Genomic DNA, 19,645 nt, shown 5'->3' with positions numbered 1-19,645 from the left:
GAGCTGGCTAGACAATAAAAGAATAAAGACAGAACGGATAGGTTAAGGCTTATCCGTTTTCAAAGGTAAGGACAGTCATGCCATTTGATCCATTGGTCACCGCGGTTATTGAAACCTCTTTAAATACTTTCGTGAACGATGATCCAGCCTTGGTTCGTCGTTTGTCTCGTTTAAAGGGGCAGATCATTCAAGTCAATTTGAAAGAGTTGAATAAAACACTCACTTTCGTTTTCAGCCAACAAATTGATGTATTGGCTGAATACGAAGGACAACCTGATTGTTATTTATCCTTGAATCTATCGGTATTACCGGAACTGCGTGAGCAGTCGAATATCACTAAGCTGATCAAGCAAGATAAGCTGATCTTAGAAGGTGATATTCAGTTGGCACAAAAATTTGCTCAATTGATGACAGACTGCAAGCCTGACTTGGAAGAGTGGTTGTCACGAGTGACTGGCGATGTGGTTGCGCATACCTTGGTCCAAAGCGCTAAAAATGTGGGTGACCTGATGGCCAAGCAGGCAACTAAGCATCAAAACCACCTTGCTCAGGTTTTGACTGAGGAGTGGAAGATGGCACCCGCTCCGTTAGAAGTCGCACATTTTTGCGATCAGGTTGATGACGTGAAAAGTGCCACCGCACGCCTTGAATCAAAATTGAATACTCTGTTGGAGAAAGCATGACCCCTGCAGAAGTGAAACGTCTTTATCATATTATCAAGGTACAGTTAGAGTATGGCCTTGATGAGTTGATGCCAGAACACCAATTGACTAAAGCCCCTTTGCTGGCGAGAAAGGCACTGTTTTGGCTCAAGAATAAGCATCAAGATAAAGAGTTAGGCCACCGCTTGCGTTTAGCATTACAAGAATTAGGGCCGGTCTGGATCAAATTCGGACAAATGATGTCGACTCGTCGTGACCTATTTCCTCCTCATATCGCCGATCAATTGGCGTTGTTGCAAGACCAAGTGGCGCCATTTGATGGCGCGTTGGCCAAGCAAGATATGGAAACGGCACTGGGTGGCAGTTTAGATAACTGGTTTACTGATTTTGATATTGAGCCACTGGCTTCGGCTTCTATTGCTCAGGTGCATACGGCAAAGCTGAAAGAGAGTGGTCGCGAGATTGTTCTCAAGGTAATTCGACCTGATATTCGCCCGGTGATTGATGCAGATCTAAAACTGATGCACCGAATGGCGCGTATAGTCGCTAAGTCGCTTCCTGAAGCACGTCGTTTGAAACCCGTTGAGGTGGTCCACGAGTACGAAAAAACGCTACTTGATGAATTAGATCTGCGTCGTGAGGCAGCCAATGCGATTCAACTGCGACGTAATTTTGAAGGCAGTGAAGAGCTTTATGTTCCAGAGGTTATCCCTGATTTAAGCAGTGAAACCCTGATGGTGTCAGAACGAATCTATGGTATTCAGGTTTCAGACATTGAAACGCTAAACGCCAACGGCACTAACATGAAATTGCTGGCTGAACGCGGTGTGACAGTATTCTTCACCCAAGTGTTCCGCGACAGCTTTTTCCATGCAGACATGCATCCGGGTAACGTGTTCGTTAACCCTGAAAATCCAGATAATCCTCAGTGGATTGGCTTGGATTGTGGCATTGTCGGCACGCTTAACAGTGAAGATAAGCGCTATTTAGCCGAAAACCTGCTGGCTTTCTTTAATCGAGATTACCGTAAAGTCGCAGAGCTGCACGTGGATTCTGGATGGGTGCCACACGATACCAACGTCAATGATTTCGAATTTGCGATTCGTATGGTGTGTGAGCCTATTTTTGCCAAACCACTTGGCGAGATCTCATTTGGCCATGTGTTGCTAAACTTATTTAATACAGCAAGACGTTTCAACATGGAGGTTCAACCTCAGTTGGTACTTCTGCAGAAGACCTTGTTGTATGTGGAAGGCCTAGGCCGCCAGTTGTATCCGCAACTTGATTTGTGGGCAACGGCGAAGCCTTTCCTAGAAACTTGGATGATGAATCAAGTGGGGCCGCAAGCTGTGATTAACGCAGTCAAAGAGCGCGCGCCATTTTGGGCAGAAAAACTGCCAGAGCTGCCAGAGCTACTTTATGACAGCTTGCGCCAAGGTAAAGCGATGAACCACAGAATGGATCAGCTTTATCAAGGCTACCGAGATAGTAAGCGTCAGCAAGCGACTGGAAAGTTTTTGTTTGGCGTTGGAGCTACTTTAGTCGTATGCTCCGCAATATTAGTTTCAAGCCCTTATGAGCAGCTATCCATGGGCTGTGGCATCGCAGGTGTCACATTTTGGTTGCTTAGTTGGCGAGCTTACCGTCGTTAGACAGTAGACTCTCTTAATATTTTTATGTGTAGACAGACCCGAGGACAATGACAATGGGTGGTATCAGTATTTGGCAACTTTTAATCATTGCTGTAATTGTAATTTTGCTATTCGGAACAAAGAAACTGCGCGGCATGGGTGGTGACTTAGGTTCAGCGGTTAAAGGCTTCAAAAAAGCGATGAGCGATGAAGACAAGCCTGCAGATAAGAAAGATGCAGACTTCGAACCAAAGAATATTGAACAGCAGAAGAAAGAAGCGAGCGCTGAAACAACTGCTGAAACAAAGAAAGACAAAGAGCAGGCGTAAATCGTGTTTGATATCGGTTTTTGGGAACTGGTATTAATATCTGTCGTTGGGTTAGTGGTTTTAGGACCTGAGCGTTTGCCCGTAGCGATTCGCAGTGTCTCCAAGTTTGTTGGACAAGCGAAAAGCATGGCAAATAGTGTGAAAGATGAACTTTCTCATGAGCTTAAGGTACAAGAGCTGCAAGAAAACCTACGTAAGGCGGAAAAAATGGGTATGGAAGATTTATCTCCAGACCTACAAGCATCAGTCGATGAACTTAAGCAGGCCGCTGCTGATGTTCAACGTCCATATGCTAAGCCTGAGTCTGATAAGCCAAGTGAGACTAAATCCAGTGTCACGGAAGCTGTGGAATCTGAAACTATTCAGGTTAACAGTGAGGCTTCAGCACCGTCAGATAAGAAAGCCGAATAGTCTCGCAAGGAGGAGTCGCCAGATACTTATGTAGCTAGATGTTTAAGTAGCTAAATATTTAAGTAGATAGCTATTCAAGTGGATACTAATTCAACTGGATAGATAGGCGCGCGGCTCCTTTTCGATCTTCCTTTTAAGAGGTTTGACATGTCTTCGACTGAGCAGACACAGCCTTTAATTAGCCATCTTCTAGAGCTACGTAATCGCCTACTGCGTGCGATTGTTGCAGTTCTGGTTGTGTTTGTTGGGCTAATTTATTTTGCTAATGATATTTATGAATTCGTATCGGCACCCTTGGTAGATCGCCTACCTGAAGGGGCGACGATGATTGCAACGGATGTTGCATCACCATTTTTCACGCCGTTAAAGTTAACTTTAGTAGCCTCTATTTTTGTCGCGGTACCGTTTATTTTGTATCAAGTATGGGCTTTTGTTGCACCAGGCTTATACAAACATGAGAAGCGTTTGATAATGCCTTTGCTGGCTTCAAGTTCGCTGCTGTTTTACTGTGGTGTAGCGTTTGCTTACTTCGTGGTATTCCCGTTGGTATTTAGCTTCTTTACCACTATCTCTTTGGGACAGGTGGAGTTTGCGACAGACATATCGAGTTATCTTGATTTTGTACTGGCACTGTTCTTGGCCTTTGGTATTGCTTTTGAAGTGCCTGTTGCGATTATCTTGTTATGTTGGACTGGTGCGACAACGCCTAAATCGTTGTCTGAAAAGCGCCCTTATATTGTTGTGGGTGCGTTCATTATCGGCATGATGCTCACACCACCTGATATGATTTCGCAAACGCTGTTGGCCATTCCAATGTGTATTTTGTTTGAGATTGGTCTGTTCTTTGCGCGCTTCTATGTGCGTAAGCCGAATGGCGATGAAGAGGAAGAAGCTGAATCTTAATTGAACCGTGCTTCTTAACGAGTCATTTAACAATAAAAAAGCGGCCATAGGCCGCTTTTTTATTGTGTCTTGTTTATCGAATCTTTAACTGATATCCACAGTTTTGACATATGTAGAGCTCTTTAATCCCTAATATTTTATGCCACAAGGTCCGATGCTGGCGTTGCAAGTGCTGTGAGTGGTCACACATAATTATCATCTCCATATGAATGCAGTTGATAATAGACCTGTTGCTTTCTCTTCTCAAATATTTTGGTGGTTTAAATCAATTTGATTTATGACAAATTAAATAATTCTCTCGCATTTTGAGTGGTTATTGCGTCAACTTCTTTCATTGTCATGCCCCTTAGGTCGGCAATACGTTTCGCAACCAACTCCGTATAAGCGGGTTCATTACGTTTACCACGGTGTGGCGCGGGTGCTAAATAAGGGCAATCTGTTTCCAAGATGACGTAATTCATATCCAGATGTGGGATTACCTTATCCATCCCCGAATTCTTAAAAGTAGAGACTCCCCCTAACCCTAAATGAAAACCTAGTTCATTGATCGCTTGAGCTTCTTCTAAGCTGCTCCCAAAGCAGTGGAACACGCCACGTAAGCTGCCATCTTGCTCTTGACGGAGTAGAGTTAGTGTCTCCTCGATAGAGTCTCGAGTATGGATCACTACTGGTAGATCGAGTTCTTTTGCCCACTGCAGTTGAGTCACAAACGCCATCTCTTGTTCGGCTTTAAAGGTTTTATCCCAGTACAGGTCGATACCAATTTCACCTACGGCGATAAAGTCACGCTTATCGAACCAAGCTCGAATGGTTTTTAGGGTTTGTTCAATATTGGCATCCACGTAGCAGGGGTGTAAGCCCATCATCGAATGACACACCTCAGGGAACTGTGCTTCCGTTGCTAGCATTGGCTCGATAGATTCTAAATCGATATTAGGTAGCAGAATCGTATCAATTCCTTGATCTCGTGCGCGTTGTACTACTTGTTCGCGGTCTTCGTCGAATTCGCTCGCGTAAATATGAGCATGGGTGTCGATCATTATTTTGTCCTGAAAGCGGTCTGTACTGAGTTGTTGTGAGTATACGGCAGTGTGAGGAGAAGGTCATTTTTTGCCATTCATCCCTATTTTTGAATGGGTTTTATACTTTACTGCTAGCGTCCTGAGCCATCAATGATATGCTTTTGCTTGTATTTAGCACTTTTCATATCTAAGTATTTCGTGCTTAGACTAGGCAAGGAGAATCTAGTGTCTGTTTCAATTCAAGGTCAATTTCCAGGTCGTCGTATGCGCCGTATGCGTAAGCATGACTTTAGCCGTCGCCTAATGGCAGAAAATCAATTGTCTGTGGATGATCTAATCTACCCAATGTTCATCCTGATGGGCAAAGAACGCCGCGAGCCTGTAGAATCCATGCCGGGTGTTGAACGCCTGTCGATCGATCTTATGCTTGAGGAAGCGGATTACCTGTCAAAATTAGGTGTTCCTGCGATTGCTCTGTTTCCGGTAGTGAACCAAGACGCTAAAAGTTTATGTGCGGTTGAAGCTCATAACTCGGAAGGTTTAGTTCAACGTGCAGTACGTTTACTAAAAGAGCACGTGCCAAACATTGGCGTTATTACTGATGTAGCACTAGACCCGTTCACTACTCACGGCCAAGACGGCATCATCGATGAAGATGGTTACGTGATAAATGACGAGACGACCGAAGTCTTGATCAAGCAGGCGCTGTCGCACGCTGAAGCGGGGGCTGATGTGGTTGCCCCATCAGATATGATGGACGGTCGTATTGGTAAAATCCGTGAAGCGTTGGAAGAAGCCGGTCATATTCATACTCAAATTATGGCGTATTCTGCGAAATACGCGTCTTGCTACTATGGTCCATTCCGTGATGCTGTTGGTAGTGCTTCAAACCTAAAAGGTGGTAACAAGAAGAACTACCAGATGGATCCGGCGAACAGTGATGAAGCAATTCATGAAGTGGCAATCGATCTGAATGAAGGTGCTGACATGGTGATGGTGAAACCAGGCATGCCTTACCTAGACATCGTGCGCCGTGTGAAGCATGAACTACAAGCGCCGACATTTGCTTACCAAGTGTCTGGTGAATATGCGATGCACAAAGTCGCTATTCAAAATGGTTGGTTGAAAGAGCGCGAAACCGTCATGGAATCACTGCTGTGCTTTAAGCGTGCGGGCGCCGATGGCATTCTTACTTACTTCGCTAAAGATGTCGCAGAGTGGCTTGCTGAAGACAATGCACAAGTATCAAAGCATTTAAAAGAAAAGTAACTGCGCAGAATGAACTTAAGTGATCAGTAAAAGGGTTGGCTATTGTGCCAGCCCTTTCGTTTATAAGGGTGGATAAGATGTCAGTCATTGTACGTGAAGGCTCACTGGAAGAGGTGGTGTCTGTTGTTGATCAGATTACTGAGTTTGCTAAAAAAGAGAGTGTCGCGTCTTTATCGGAGCGGTTAGCGGGTAAAACAAGCCTGATCCTCGTTGCTGAAGAAGCGGGCGTGTTACTGGGTTTTAAGATCGGCTATGAATTGGATCGGCAGACCTTTTATAGTTGGTTTGGGGGCGTTTCTCCACTTGCAAGAAATAAAGGGGTCGCACAGGCGCAGCTCGATGCTCAGGAACAATGGGTGAAGAAACAGGGCTATCAACAACTGAAAGTTAAATCTCGCAATCAGTTTCCAGCTATGCTGCGTTTGTTATTGAGAAACGGCTATCAAATCGAAAAACTGGAAGAAAAAGAATATATTACTGAAAATCGAATCCATTTTTTGAAGGCACTTTCAGTGTGATGAGTGATTGAAATTAGTGTGATGATTCACTAATTATAAATTAAATGAGATTTATTATCATCTAACTGTTGACTATTAAATGAGAATCATTATTATTAACCCTGTCTTAGGGAATAAGGAAATGTTCACAAGGATGTTGAGTACTCAAGTATCTACTTGGTTACGTAACAGAATTCTCGCGAACTTATACTAAGTTCTTTTTGACACGACATTGCTCACATTGCTTCCAGTGTAATTTATAGCTTTTAGGTAAAGCTGTGGTATTCAATTTGAATAGCTTTACCGGTTTTTGCTAGGCGACATCTTCGGGTGTCGCTTTTTTTATACCTCTATTTCAACAAGATGCATATTTAGTGGCACGTATTTTTATGAATAAAACGCCATCAGTATTCTTTTCCACAATGCAGGATCGAAAAAAGATCGTTGATCATCTGTTCGATCTGTTATTTTTTTCTTTATTTTCAGTTGTTTATGCTTGTTTTTTTATTGCTTCACCTTAGTTCTCAACAGGGTGGATAAATAATATAAACAGAGTTATCCACAGGTGGCTAGTGTCTCAGAACAAAAAATAACAATAAATTGATTATAACGAATACAATCGAATGAACGGATACGGATCGACAACGTAGAATCCAACCAACAGACGTGGCATTCTTAACAGATTATTTCTGTACTTACTGGATACACAAACATTATGGCTCGTATTCCTGATAATCCATTGATTCTAATCGATGGCTCTTCTTACCTATATCGCGCGTTCCATGCTTACCCTGGCACAATGAGCAATGGTGATATCCCAACCAACGCTGTTTATGGTGTGGTTAACATGCTACGTAGCATGATGCGTCAATTCGCTTCTGATCGTATGGCGGTAATTTTTGATGCGAAAGGGAAAACGTTCCGTGATGATATGTACCCAGAGTACAAAGCAAACCGTCCACCAATGCCTGACGACCTTCGTTGCCAGATCGAGCCACTGCATAATGTCATTCGTGCGATGGGTCTACCGCTTATCTCTATCCCTGGGGTAGAAGCCGATGACGTGATTGGTACGCTGGCTTCTCAAGCTTCCGCGATGGGCATGCCTGTTCTTATCAGTACTGGCGATAAAGATATGGCCCAACTGGTTGATGACAACGTTACTCTTATCAACACCATGACTAATGTGGTGATGGATCGTGAAGGCGTTATCGAGAAGTTTGGTATCCCACCTGAGTTGATCATCGATTACCTTGCTCTAATGGGTGATAAAGTCGATAACATTCCGGGCGTGCCGGGTGTGGGTGATAAGACAGCGACGGCTCTGTTGCAAGGCATCGGCAGCATCGAAAAACTGTATCAAAACCTTGATGACATTGCGGCGCTTGGCTTTCGTGGTTCAAAAACCATGGCGAAGAAGCTTATCGATAATAAAGACAACGCTGAGATGTCTTACGAACTTGCGACCATTAAGTTGGATGTTGAGTTAGAAGAAACACCGGAATCGCTCGTGAAAGCTCAACCAAACATTGATGAGCTGATTAAGCTATATGGTCAGCTGGTGTTTAAGTCTTGGCTCAATGAGTTACTTGACGGCGGTAATGGGGTGGTGGAAGCGGCTGAAAGATCAGGTGCGGTACGCAGCAACGGCTCGTCTGCCACTTCAGCTGTTGAGATGAATACCTCTGCAGTGACGATTGATCGCAGCCACTACGAAACGATTCTAGATAAAGATGCTTTCAATACTTGGTTAGAAAAACTTAAAGCGGCTGAAGTGTTTGCTTTTGATACAGAGACAGACAGCCTAGACTACATGGTCGCTAACCTTGTCGGTCTATCATTTGCCACTGAAGAAGGCGTTGCCGCTTACGTGCCGGTTGCTCATGACTACCTCGATGCTCCTCAACAACTCGATCGTGATTGGGTACTAGAACAGCTTAAACCGATACTAGAAGATGACTCGCAAGCAAAAGTAGGTCAAAACCTAAAGTATGATATGAGCGTTTTAGCGCGCTACGATATCGAGATGAAAGGCATCAAACACGACACCATGCTGGCATCATACGTTTTCAACAGCGTAGGTGGTAAGCATGATATGGATAGCTTAGCGCTGCGTTTCCTTCAGCATAGCTGTATCTCATTTGAGCAAATTGCAGGTAAAGGAAAAAAACAGCTTACTTTCAACCAGATTGAATTGGGCGAAGCATCTCCATATGCTGCGGAAGATGCTGATGTGACATTGCGTCTTCATCATCGTTTAATGGAAAACATTGAGCAAGATGAAAAGCTAAAAACCATCTATGAAGACATTGAAGTACCACTGATTCCTGTGATGTCTCGTATTGAACGCACAGGTGTCTTCATCGATGACATGTTACTAGGGGCTCAATCGCAAGAGATTGCGGTTCGTCTTGTTGAGCTAGAACAGAAAGCTTATGAGATTGCAGAGCAAGAGTTCAACATGAACTCGCCAAAACAGCTGCAAGCGATCTTGTTTGAAAAGATGGGTCTGCCCGTTATCAAGAAAACGCCATCAGGTAGCCCGTCAACCAACGAAGAAGTGTTGCAAGAGTTAGCGTTGGACTACCCGCTGCCTAAGCTGATCATTGAGTATCGTGGCCTAGCAAAACTGAAATCGACGTATACTGATAAACTACCTAAGATGATCAACGCTGAAACGGGTCGTGTTCATACGTCCTATCACCAAGCGGTGACAGCGACAGGTCGTTTGTCTTCGACCGATCCAAACCTGCAGAACATCCCAATTCGTAATGAAGAGGGTCGTCGTATCCGCCAAGCATTTGTTGCTCAACATGGGTGGAAGATTTTAGCGGTCGATTACTCACAAATTGAATTACGTATTATGGCGCACCTGTCGGGCGACAAAGCCTTATTGGAAGCTTTCCAACAAGGCAAAGACATCCACGCAGCCACTGCGGCTGAAATTATTGGCGTTGATATTGAGAGCGTTACCTCTGAGCAGCGTCGTCGTGCAAAGGCGGTTAACTTTGGTCTTATCTATGGTATGAGTGCCTTTGGTTTGGCTAAGCAGCTGGGTATTCCTCGCGGTGAAGCGCAACATTACATGGACACCTACTTCGAACGCTATCCTGGCGTAATGCAGTACATGGAAGACACACGTAGCGCAGCGTCAGAGCAGGGCTTTGTTGAAACGATTTATGGTCGTCGTTTACATTTGCCGGAGATTAAATCTCGAAATGGCATGCGTCGTAAAGCGGCTGAGCGTGCGGCGATCAACGCACCAATGCAAGGTACGGCAGCTGACATTATCAAAAAAGCAATGCTATTGGTTGATGAGTGGATTCAAGCGGAAGGCGATGGTCGTGTGAAACTGCTAATGCAAGTGCACGATGAATTGGTATTTGAAGTGGAAGAGTCATCTTTAGCCGAAATTGAAAGTAAAGTACAAGAATTGATGGAATCCGCTGCTGAGCTAGCCGTTCCGCTTGTTGCGGAAGCTGGCCACGGTGATAACTGGGACCAAGCCCACTAATCAGTTTTTGACCTTATCGAGTGAATTAGTATGAGCCAGTGCACAAACACTGGCTTTTTTTTATCTAAAATAAAGTTGAATTGTGGAAAGAACTAGGATGTTTTAATAAAACATTCATGAAAAAAAATTACAAAAAATGTTTTCATTTCTGAGCAATTGTTGTACATTAAATCTCGTAGGGTACAGAGGTAAGATGTTCTATCTTTCAGACCTTTTGTTTCACGTTATTGGATTAGGCTGATTCAGCCGCCCCAGTCAGCATTTGACTGGGGCGTTTTTTCTTGTGCGAAAGAAAAATATTTCCAACCATAATTACCCTACTGATCCGCTTACTTTTCATGCCTTTTCCTAGGCTTTTCAAAAATCCTCTTTATTACGTTAGTTTTCTTAAATTTGGAACTCAATCAGAAATTGGTAATTTTAATCCGTCTTAAATTCGATTGTTTTTTCATTTGAAATAACTTTTATTTTACAAATTTCCGGTAAAGGATTGATGGCTCATGCCTTATTTATCAGAGCATTGAGTTGGTGAATGCTCGATGTAGTCCATGATTTTCTGTTGTTTCTCGGTGCTGTATTTCAGTGCTTCGGCGGTGATCTGGATGGAGCGTGCCATCGAAGAGATATTGTTGGTCGCTTTCACCAAGGTTTGCTGCATTGGTTTCAGGATAAGCAGATAGATAGCGGTTAAAGCGATAATAATGACAGCGATAACCGCCGCCAGCGCAATGATGAGTTTGGTCTGTATATCATCGAGCAGTATTTGACTGGTTTGTTTAAAGGCGAGGCGAGATTGATCCAAGGCTTGAGGGAGTTGATTGAGTGATGTCTGAGTTGAAGCCGCAAATTTATTCATGCTGTCGATGGTCTGATTCAAGGCTTGTTGCTGGTCTTCGCTGAGATTGGGGTTATTGACGATGGCTTGCAAAGATTGCGATATCCTCTCAAGAGATTCACTGGCCTCCTGAGCATACTTCTCCATGCCATCGAGATCTAAGGTCATATCGACGTTGATCAGTGGTGCTTCTGTTGGTTCTGCTTCAGAGGTGTGGCCTGTAACAGGTATCAGCATCATTGCTATTATCGCCAAGAGTGTTTTCCACATGAGTACTCCTTTCTCGTTGTTCTGTTTAGCAAACGTTGTTTTTAGTATGGTTTACTTCTATACGTTCAAGCGGATAAATATCATTTTTAACGTTTAAAATTGGGCTTAACTCACTCATTTATGAGCAAAAAAATACCCCACCTAATAAGGTAGGGTATTGATAAGGTTAAATCACTGGTAGTCCGTGCTTTAACTTCTCGCTATAGATGAAGCGATTATAGATAGAGGCGCTATTCGGAGTCGTTGTGCTCTTCATCTGCTAGCTCATCAATAAGTTGGTCTGCAAACGCAGGTGCGAACCACTCATCCATTTTGCTACGCAGTTGGTCAACACCGATACCCTTCATTGAAGAGAAGACATCAACCGCGACATCACCACCGAAAGATTTTGCATCGTTACGGATTTTCAGTAGCTGTGCTTTACGCGCGCCACTTTTCAGCTTGTCGGCTTTTGTTAACAAAACCTGTACTGGGATGTGGCTATCGATAGCCCAGTAGATCATTTGTTGGTCAAGGTCTTTCATTGGGTGACGGATATCCATCAATACCACCAAGCCCTTCAGGCTTTCTCGGCGTTGTAGGTATTCACCTAGCGACTTCTGCCATTTTTTCTTCATTTCAAGTGGAACTTGAGCGAAGCCATATCCAGGTAAGTCGACGATATGACAACCATCTGTTACCTTGAATAGGTTAATTAACTGAGTTCGACCTGGTGTTTTACTGGTTTTCGCCAAGCTTTTTTGGTTTGTAACGCGGTTTAGCGCGCTAGATTTACCAGCATTGGAGCGTCCTGCAAACGCAATTTCGATTCCTTCGTCTTCTGGTAAATGACGAATATCAGGTGCACTGGTAATGAAATGCGTGTTTTGATAATGAATTTTTACGCTCACTGTTAACTCCATCTCGACTTTGTGTAGTCGATTGATTACTTTTTTGTGAATTTGTGTAAAATAACCGTGCTCGGCATAAGGTCGCCTATTGTACCATGAGTGGCAACATAGAGTGGTACTGGAAGCTTGATAATTATAATGGAATGTCATGAAGAAATTAGCGCTAATTTTGAGTCTTTTAGCCAGCTGCTCAGTATGGGCTCAAGGTAGTATTGAAGCTGGTAAAGCCAAATCACAAACATGTGTCGCCTGCCATGGTGCTGACGGCAACAGTCTGATCACCCAGTACCCTAAACTGGCTGGTCAACATGAGAAGTACCTAATAAAGCAGTTAAAAGAGCTTAAGTTAGGTATGACGAGTGGTGGTAAACAAGGTCGTTATGAACCTGTAATGGGTGCAATGGCGATGCCTTTATCTGAAGAAGATATGGCTGACCTAGCGGCATACTACGCATCTCTCCCTATCTCTAATAACTCTACTCCTGAAAATGTTGTAGATGAAGGTAAGGTTCTTTACACGGCGGGTGACTCAGAACGCGGCCTAACAGCGTGTACTGCTTGTCATGGCCCTCGTGGTAACGGCACCGAACTTTCTGGTTTCCCTAAAATTTCAGGCCAACACGCAGATTACATCAAGGCTCAACTTGAGAAATTCCGCGATGATAGCCGTAATAACGACATGAATGCGATGATGCGTGATGTAGCTAAAAAGTTAACAGACGCAGACATTGATACCTTATCGAAGTACGTTGGTGGTCTACACTAATTTGTCGGTTTCTTGCTCTTAGCCAGAGTTAAGAAATGTACGTTCGAGCGAGTTTAAAGAGACACCCTGATCAGTAATGGTTGGGGTGTTTTCTTTTGTGTGGATTTTATTTATGTGTTTTTATTTAATGTCTGATTTATCAATGTGTGGTCGATTCGTGTACGAAAGTGTGAAGTAGCACTCTTGTAGTCTTTTTGTAACCGGGTAAAGTAATCGCCATCAGCTAGGAGCTGACTTAGATACGGATGATCATCTAGTCTAAAGGTATAGACAGAAACGGATCAGGCTAGGACAGCCCAGCAACAAGGTGTTAGAAAAGGATAGCCAAAACTCATCAGGACGATGAACAACAAACAAATTTGGCATGGAAAGCACCAATAACAAAGGGAGATTTGTGTACCAAGTTGAGTATGCAAATTTTGGCCGATAAAGGCAGATTTAGAGAGCGATAGGTTTTCCTATCGCTTTTTTTATTGATTTGATGAAAAAACACCCAATACCTCTCCACTATAAACTCAGTTTCTGGTATGTTTCGCATCCCTGTTTAAGGATGTGCTATGTATACTTGTCCCTTATGCCATCACCAAGGCGTGAATCACTATTTTGAAGACAAACGCAGAGCCTATCTGCAGTGTCAGCAATGTGAACTGGTATTTGTTAAACCTGAACAAAGGTTAGAAGCAAAAGAAGAGAAAGCACACTATGATCTCCATGAGAATGATCCTAGTGATGAAGGTTATCGCCGCTTTCTATCTCGCATCGCGGATCCACTAACAGACAAAATTTCATCTAACTCACAAGGGTTGGATTTTGGTTGTGGACCGGGCCCTACGCTATCTATTATGTTAGAAGAAGCCGGACACAGCGTGGAGTTGTACGATATCTATTACCATCCAGAGCCTTCTGTGTTGGAAAAAACGTATGACTTTGTGACTGCCACGGAGGTGATTGAACATCTTTATCATCCAGACAAGGTGTGGCAGCAATGGTTGAATTTAGTTAAACCCAAAGGCTGGATTGGTCTTATGACTAAGCTAGTAATAGACGTAGACGCGTTCGCTGGTTGGCACTACAAGAATGACCCGACACATGTCGTCTTCTTTAGTCGTCAAACATTCCAGTTTTTGGCAGAGCGGGATAAGCTCGAACTAGAATTTTTTGGAAATGATGTAATTTTACTGAGGAAAGTGCAGTAATGGGTCGTAGTAAGAAATCAAGAAAGCCGGGCGCACTTGGCGCTCCGGAACCTATGGTTACTCGTAACCGTAGTGAATCTGATGTTGAAGGTCGTGAGCGTAAGCGTGTTAAAAAGCGCAAAGGTCTTAAGTCTGGCAGCCGCCATTCAGATGGTAGCGAAGCAAAACAGCGTAAAGCTGCACAAGATCGCGATCCACGTTTAGGCAGCAAGAAAAAAATCCCACTGATTGTTGAACCAGCGAAGAAGCCGACTAAACAAGAACGTAAGCTATCTAACGAACAAGAGTTAGAGATGCTTGAGAACGATGCTCAACTGAACACACTATTAGATCGTATCGAAAATGGTGAGAACCTAGGTGCAGGTCTACAGAAGTTTGTTGATGAGAAGCTTGATCGTATCGAACACCTGATGGGCCGTTTAGGTCTGTTAGAGCCAGAAGACGATGAAGAAGAGATCTTCGAAGAAACAGCAGTTGAATCGAAGAAGAAAACAAACTCTGATGAAGACTTGTTATCTCAATTTGAAGACATCGACTTAGACAGCTTTAAAGGTTAATAGCCAATGAACGTAACCTTATTAGCAATTGCTGGTGGAATGATCATTCTCGGCTTGGGCTCTTACGCAGGTTACCTTCTACTTCAAGTGAAGAAGCAGACGGAGTTGCAAAAGCAGCATCAAGCACTCGCCATTGAAAAACGTAACGCAACGATTTACGACAACGTAAATACCTTGTGTTTAGCGGGTATCCAAGGCCAGTGTGATTTACCTGAGATCAGTATCCGAGTGTGTATCATAATGGATAATGTTCAGGGTGATGAACGTGTCGATTTTGATTCGGAATATCCTGCTCTTTCTGAGCTGTACCATATCGTTAAAGATATGGCGCGAGGAGAGGCAAGACAGGAACTGACGAAAAAAGAACGCATGCAGCAGAATCTCACACGCCACAAGGCAGAGACTCGCTTGAATGATGCGGTTATCGAAGATTTGAAAAGGTTGCAGGAGAAGGTCAAGCCTCTCAACAACCAAATCAGCATTCAGATGATCTAGTCACGACAGACTTTTAAATATAGAGGTTTGTTTAATATACACGTTATTCTTAAGGCATATTGCTTTTAGGACACATTGTCTTCAATAGTATTGTCTTGAATACCGAATGTTAAACGAGCCTTCTTACCTCTTGCGTCTCGTTAATCCCGACGCTTTGTTAGTGATCAAGCTAGCAGTTCTGAGTTTTTCTTTGAAAAATTGATTTTGTCTTGAACGACCTTACAGGTCGTGTGGCAAAATAGCCCGTCTATATTTTAATGTATGTAAAATGATTTGAGAGACCTTAGGTTCTCGCGGATCTAAATTGGAAGTACCGCTATGTCGAGCAAGCCAGTAACAACGAATCAGCAAATCGTTTGGGATCAAGAAATCTTAAACAAGTATAACTATTCGGGACCTCGTTACACCTCATACCCAACAGCGTTGGAGTTTCATGAAGCGTTTACCGTCGCTGATTACGACATGGCGTGTACTCAATACCCAGAGCGTCCCCTCTCTCTTTACGTGCACATCCCATTTTGTCACAAACTTTGTTACTACTGTGGTTGTAACAAGGTCATTACTCGTCACTCGCATAAAGCGGATGAGTACCTTGATGTGATTGAGCATGAAATTCGCCAGCGTGCGTCGCTGCTGAATGGCCGTGAAGTGACTCAACTGCATTTCGGTGGCGGTACGCCAACGTTCTTGACCAAAATACAAATCACTCGCTTGATGATGATTCTGCGTGATGAGTTTAACTTCACTGCGGATGCTGAAATCAGTATCGAAGTAGACCCACGTGAGATTGAACTAGACGTTCTCGATCACCTGCGTAGTGAAGGCTTCAACCGCCTGAGTATTGGCGTGCAAGACTTTAACAAAGAAGTCCAAAAGCTGGTTAACCGTGAGCAAGATGAAGCGTTCATTATTGCGATGGTTCAACGTGCTAAAGAGTTAGGCTTCCGTTCGACTAATCTAGATTTGATCTACGGCCTGCCAAAACAGACTCAAGCTTTGTTCGCTGAAACACTGAAGCAAGTGCTTGAAATGAAACCGGGTCGTTTATCGGTATTTAACTACGCACACATGCCGCAGCTGTTTGCGGCGCAGCGTAAGATTAAAGACGAAGACCTGCCAGAAGCAAAAGAGAAAATGGCGATTCTGCAAGATACCATCGAGACTCTAACGGGTGCGGGTTACCAGTTCATCGGCATGGACCACTTCGCATTACCTGAAGACGAGCTCGCGGTTGCACAGCGTGAAGGCATCCTGCATCGTAACTTCCAAGGCTACACCACTCAGGGTGAATGTGATCTGATTGGTTTTGGTGTCTCGGCTATCTCTATGGTAGGCGATGCTTATGCGCAGAACCAAAAAGAGCTGAAGAAGTATTACGCTCAGGTCAATGACCTGCGCCATGCCCTTTGGAAAGGGGTGGTACTAGACGATGATGATCTGCTGCGTCGTGAGGTGATTAAGCAGCTTATTTGTAACTTTAAGCTTGATAAAACCACGATTGAATCTGAGTTTTCAGTTAACTTTAATCGCTACTTCAAGGAAGACTTAGAGCTTCTACAAACCTTCATTAATGATGGGTTAATTGAAGTCGATAACAAGGAAATCCGCGTGACTTTGCGTGGCCGTTTGTTGATTCGTAATATCTGTATGTGTTTTGATAAATACCTGCGCGCTAAGGCTCGCCAACAACAATTCTCTCGCGTTATCTAATCGCTCGATTGAGAATAGAAATGTAAAAAATGCCAGCATCATGCTGGCATTTTTGTATTTGGTTTATTCGATTCTCTGCTGATTGTTACGCCATGCTTTATTTACTGTTGTGATTCGTGATGTTGGTAGGCCACTGATCAAAAGGAACAGGGCGACTGTATAAGAAACCTTGAGCTAGTGGACACTGTAGCTGCTTGAGTAGTTCAGCCTGTTGCTGAGTTTCAACGCCTTCGGCTACCAAGCTTACTTTGAAACCTTTAGTGATGTTAACGATGGCTGCGACGATGGAGCTGTCGAGGTTCTCTTGATCGAGTTTGCTAACAAAGCTGCGATCGATTTTAAGGCAATCAAATGGCAGCTTGTGCAAGTAAGCAAGCGATGAGTAGCCGGTACCAAAATCATCAATCGCAATTGAGATACCCAATGCTTTCAGCGTTAGCATGTTTTCGATGATCGTTGGATCATTGTCGATGATGCGTGACTCGGTGATCTCTAATGTGAGGTTTTTGGCCGGTAACTTGGTGTCAGACAAAGTGTTTTTAACCAAGTCAATGAAACCGTTTTCGGTGAGTTGATCGACAGAAAGGTTAACGTGCAGAGAGAAGTCTTCGTCCCATTTTCCTAACTCAATGGCGATGGCGGTATCTCGACAGGACTTGTGTAGTATTTGTTTGCCGATATCGTAGATAAGCCCTGTATCTTCGGCAAGCGGAATGAATTCAAGTGGTGAAATGACGCCCTCTTTCGTTACCCATCGTGCCAGAGCCTCTGCACCTATCGGGGAGCCAGATTCAAGGTCTATGATTGGTTGATAGAAAGGCTCGAACTGTTGTTGCTCAATTGCTCGATTGATGCGTGCTAGCATCTGGGTTCGATGCCTAGAAGCGTTGCCCATCTCTGGGCTGTATATACTGACGCGAGTCTTGTCTTGCTTGGCATTACTCAAGGCAATACTGCTGTTACGCAGCCACAATATAATATCTTTAGTGCCTGAAACATGAACCACACCGATAGAGACATTGATCACGACATTCTCGGATTCCATGGCAAATGGAGCCGCAAAGGTTTGGAGTAAGCGGTTAGTGATCTGATGAACCCCCCCCTCTTGGAGAGCGTCAGGCGCGTAAATCGCAAATTCATCACCACCAGTACGTGCCAATAGATACTCAGATGGTAGCGTACCTCTCAAACGAGCGGCTGCGATGATGAGCAGTTGGTCGCCATTGTAATGGCCTAGGCTGTCATTAATGTCGCGAAAGCGATCAATACCGACTAAATACAGTGTGCCTTTCTCGGTTTTTGTATTTTTCTGTACAGCATCGATAAAACCTTCTCGGCTGTACAATTTGGTTAATGAGTCATAGGTAAGTTGAGACTGTAATTGTTCAAAAGAAGCCTTTAAGTTGTTAGTCATTTCATTAAAGGCTTCTACCAACATGCTAGTTTCATAGATATTACCTGGTTTCGGCATGCTGCTGTCCCAATCGCCAGTCGCTAGACCTTTTGCTGCATCTGCGGTGGAGGTGATGGGTTGGGTCACTCGATTAAAAGCAATTAATCCGGCGATGACACCAATGCAACTCAGCGTTAGTCCAAGTAACCAGCTGTTTCTTTGGTTTTCTGGTAATGCACCGAGTAGGTTGGTTTCAGGGATCGACATACCAATAAACCATGTGATGCCATGTTCATCCTCGTAAGGCGTTATCTGGTTGAAGTATCGCTCGCCATTCAGAGTAAAGTCGAAACGTTGTATTTGCCTGTTTTCAATCAAATGGAATTGGTTAACGTAACTGGCGCTCTCTCGTATTATTGGGTTGTCACTCTCTGTAGCCAATAAGCGCTGACTTGTGTGGCTTTTATCCGTCCTTTTGGAGACAACCTTGCCTCCTCCGGAGTGCGCAACCAAGCGCTGCTTTTGGTCAATGACGTAGACAGAGGCATCGGTTTTGTATTTCAAGTTATTCAAAAATACGTTAAAGGTATTGAGCTTGATGTCACTGACGATAACCGCTTTAAATTCGTTGCCGTCATAGATAGGGGCGAGGGCAGATAAGGTGATCTCTTGGCGTTCATCAGCATTAGTGTAAATCGGAGACCATGAGGCTTTTTTCTGGTTAGCAACAGGCGTATACCAAGGACGAACTCTTGGGTCATATCCCGAAATGACTGAACGTATATCGTCACTGATCTGGCTACCACGATAGATCACGAGTTGATTTTGAGTGCGATCATCTTGCACCATCAAGGTGTAACCATTATTAGCTTCTTTACGGAAACCGACGTAGTTACCGTTTTCAGAGCCAAAGCCGATCACATCGAGTTGAGGTACAGTCGTAAAATGATTCGAAAACTTATAAAGAATGTAGTCTTGGACCTTACTGAGGTGACCAGCTTGGTAAAGGTGGTGATAACCAATGTTGTGACTGAGTGAAAGGTTAGCGAGAAACGGCTTTTCTAAAAATTCTGTGAGGCTTTGATGAACGTTATCAGTGAGTGATGTTAGTTGGCGTGTACTAAGATCACTCACCGTTTCTTCATAGTTCTGCTTTTGAGTGAAAACCATTACGCCCATAGTGAACAGAAAAATCATCACGAATGGCAGAACCACTGCGGTTCTCAATGTAATTTGTGTTTTCAAAGACATTTTTAGCTACAGTTTTGGTGAATGTCGTTTTTTAATTGTACTGA

At 43.7% G+C, this 19,645-nt stretch carries 18 protein-coding genes; 14 read left to right on the top strand and 4 right to left on the bottom strand.

Going from position 1 to position 19,645, the window contains the following annotated elements:
* The first annotated feature begins 77 nt into the window (after window positions 1-77).
* The 5 genes from OCV24_RS13670 to tatC all read left to right on the top strand — a co-directional run bounded on the left by OCV24_RS13670 (window position 78) and on the right by tatC (window position 3,936).
* Window positions 78-683: a ubiquinone biosynthesis accessory factor UbiJ gene (locus OCV24_RS13670; RefSeq protein WP_077679793.1), complete on the top strand. Its 606-nt coding sequence runs from the start codon at window positions 78-80 to the stop codon at window positions 681-683.
* A complete protein-coding gene (gene ubiB / locus OCV24_RS13665) occupies window positions 680-2,314 on the top strand; it encodes a ubiquinone biosynthesis regulatory protein kinase UbiB (protein WP_046223403.1) in 1,635 nt (544 codons plus the stop codon). Before OCV24_RS13670 ends, ubiB begins: the two co-directional genes overlap by 4 nt.
* A gap of 53 nt (window positions 2,315-2,367) precedes the next feature.
* On the top strand, window positions 2,368-2,622 hold the full coding sequence (gene tatA, locus OCV24_RS13660) for a Sec-independent protein translocase subunit TatA (protein WP_004735565.1): 255 nt from the start codon (window positions 2,368-2,370) through the stop codon (window positions 2,620-2,622).
* 3 nt (window positions 2,623-2,625) lie between these two features.
* A complete protein-coding gene (tatB, locus tag OCV24_RS13655; protein ID WP_046223404.1) occupies window positions 2,626-3,033 on the top strand; it encodes a Sec-independent protein translocase protein TatB in 408 nt (135 codons plus the stop codon).
* A 147-nt stretch (window positions 3,034-3,180) separates the two neighbouring features.
* Window positions 3,181-3,936 (top strand): twin-arginine translocase subunit TatC, encoded by a 756-nt coding sequence (tatC, locus tag OCV24_RS13650; protein ID WP_017055575.1) that lies wholly within the window; start codon window positions 3,181-3,183, stop codon window positions 3,934-3,936.
* A 275-nt stretch (window positions 3,937-4,211) separates the two neighbouring features.
* Here tatC and OCV24_RS13645 read toward each other — a convergent pair whose 3' ends face one another.
* Entirely contained in the window at window positions 4,212-4,976 is a 765-nt protein-coding gene (locus OCV24_RS13645; protein ID WP_077679795.1) for a TatD family hydrolase, read from the bottom strand.
* A 207-nt stretch (window positions 4,977-5,183) separates the two neighbouring features.
* Between OCV24_RS13645 and hemB the strand changes: the two genes are divergently transcribed.
* The 4 genes from hemB (at window position 5,184) to OCV24_RS20845 (ending at window position 10,479) form a co-directional block, all read left to right on the top strand.
* Window positions 5,184-6,227, top strand: a complete 1,044-nt coding sequence (gene hemB / locus OCV24_RS13640) for a porphobilinogen synthase (protein ID WP_017055577.1) — start codon at window positions 5,184-5,186, stop codon at window positions 6,225-6,227.
* Between the two features lie 77 nt (window positions 6,228-6,304).
* A complete protein-coding gene (locus OCV24_RS13635) occupies window positions 6,305-6,745 on the top strand; it encodes a GNAT family N-acetyltransferase (RefSeq protein ID WP_150879117.1) in 441 nt (146 codons plus the stop codon).
* A 694-nt stretch (window positions 6,746-7,439) separates the two neighbouring features.
* Window positions 7,440-10,238 carry a DNA polymerase I gene (gene polA / locus OCV24_RS13630; protein ID WP_017055579.1) on the top strand — a complete coding sequence of 933 codons (2,799 nt, stop codon included), beginning with the start codon at window positions 7,440-7,442 and terminating at the stop codon, window positions 10,236-10,238.
* A gap of 193 nt (window positions 10,239-10,431) precedes the next feature.
* Window positions 10,432-10,479 (top strand): hypothetical protein, encoded by a 48-nt coding sequence (locus tag OCV24_RS20845; protein WP_438356636.1) that lies wholly within the window; start codon window positions 10,432-10,434, stop codon window positions 10,477-10,479.
* A 264-nt stretch (window positions 10,480-10,743) separates the two neighbouring features.
* Here OCV24_RS20845 and OCV24_RS13625 read toward each other — a convergent pair whose 3' ends face one another.
* Window positions 10,744-11,343, bottom strand: a complete 600-nt coding sequence (locus OCV24_RS13625) for a GTP-binding protein (protein WP_150879114.1) — start codon at window positions 11,341-11,343, stop codon at window positions 10,744-10,746.
* A gap of 230 nt (window positions 11,344-11,573) precedes the next feature.
* Complete coding sequence (gene yihA, locus OCV24_RS13620) at window positions 11,574-12,233, bottom strand: ribosome biogenesis GTP-binding protein YihA/YsxC (RefSeq protein ID WP_150879112.1); 660 nt, start codon at window positions 12,231-12,233, stop codon at window positions 11,574-11,576.
* A gap of 148 nt (window positions 12,234-12,381) precedes the next feature.
* On the opposite strand from yihA, the gene OCV24_RS13615 reads away from it, so the two are divergent.
* The 5 genes from OCV24_RS13615 (at window position 12,382) to hemN (ending at window position 16,957) form a co-directional block, all read left to right on the top strand.
* On the top strand, window positions 12,382-12,999 hold the full coding sequence (locus OCV24_RS13615) for a c-type cytochrome (protein WP_017055583.1): 618 nt from the start codon (window positions 12,382-12,384) through the stop codon (window positions 12,997-12,999).
* A gap of 557 nt (window positions 13,000-13,556) precedes the next feature.
* Window positions 13,557-14,195 (top strand): class I SAM-dependent methyltransferase, encoded by a 639-nt coding sequence (locus OCV24_RS13610; protein ID WP_060466890.1) that lies wholly within the window; start codon window positions 13,557-13,559, stop codon window positions 14,193-14,195.
* Window positions 14,195-14,752 (top strand): Der GTPase-activating protein YihI, encoded by a 558-nt coding sequence (yihI, locus tag OCV24_RS13605; protein WP_136979614.1) that lies wholly within the window; start codon window positions 14,195-14,197, stop codon window positions 14,750-14,752. Before OCV24_RS13610 ends, yihI begins: the two co-directional genes overlap by 1 nt.
* Before the next feature lie 6 nt (window positions 14,753-14,758).
* Window positions 14,759-15,247, top strand: a complete 489-nt coding sequence (locus OCV24_RS13600; RefSeq protein ID WP_017055586.1) for a DUF2489 domain-containing protein — start codon at window positions 14,759-14,761, stop codon at window positions 15,245-15,247.
* Between the two features lie 318 nt (window positions 15,248-15,565).
* Window positions 15,566-16,957: an oxygen-independent coproporphyrinogen III oxidase gene (gene hemN / locus OCV24_RS13595; protein ID WP_137007551.1), complete on the top strand. Its 1,392-nt coding sequence runs from the start codon at window positions 15,566-15,568 to the stop codon at window positions 16,955-16,957.
* A 97-nt stretch (window positions 16,958-17,054) separates the two neighbouring features.
* Here the strand turns inward: hemN and OCV24_RS13590 are convergent, their stop codons facing one another.
* Window positions 17,055-19,601: a phosphodiesterase GepA gene (locus OCV24_RS13590; RefSeq protein WP_150879110.1), complete on the bottom strand. Its 2,547-nt coding sequence runs from the start codon at window positions 19,599-19,601 to the stop codon at window positions 17,055-17,057.
* Between the last annotated feature and the right edge of the window lie 44 nt (window positions 19,602-19,645).

This window comes from Vibrio kanaloae (assembly GCF_024347535.1).
Lineage (GTDB): Bacteria > Pseudomonadota > Gammaproteobacteria > Enterobacterales > Vibrionaceae > Vibrio > Vibrio kanaloae.
Note: the sequence above shows the minus strand (reverse complement) of the source record. Positions and strands in the feature narration are given on the sequence as shown.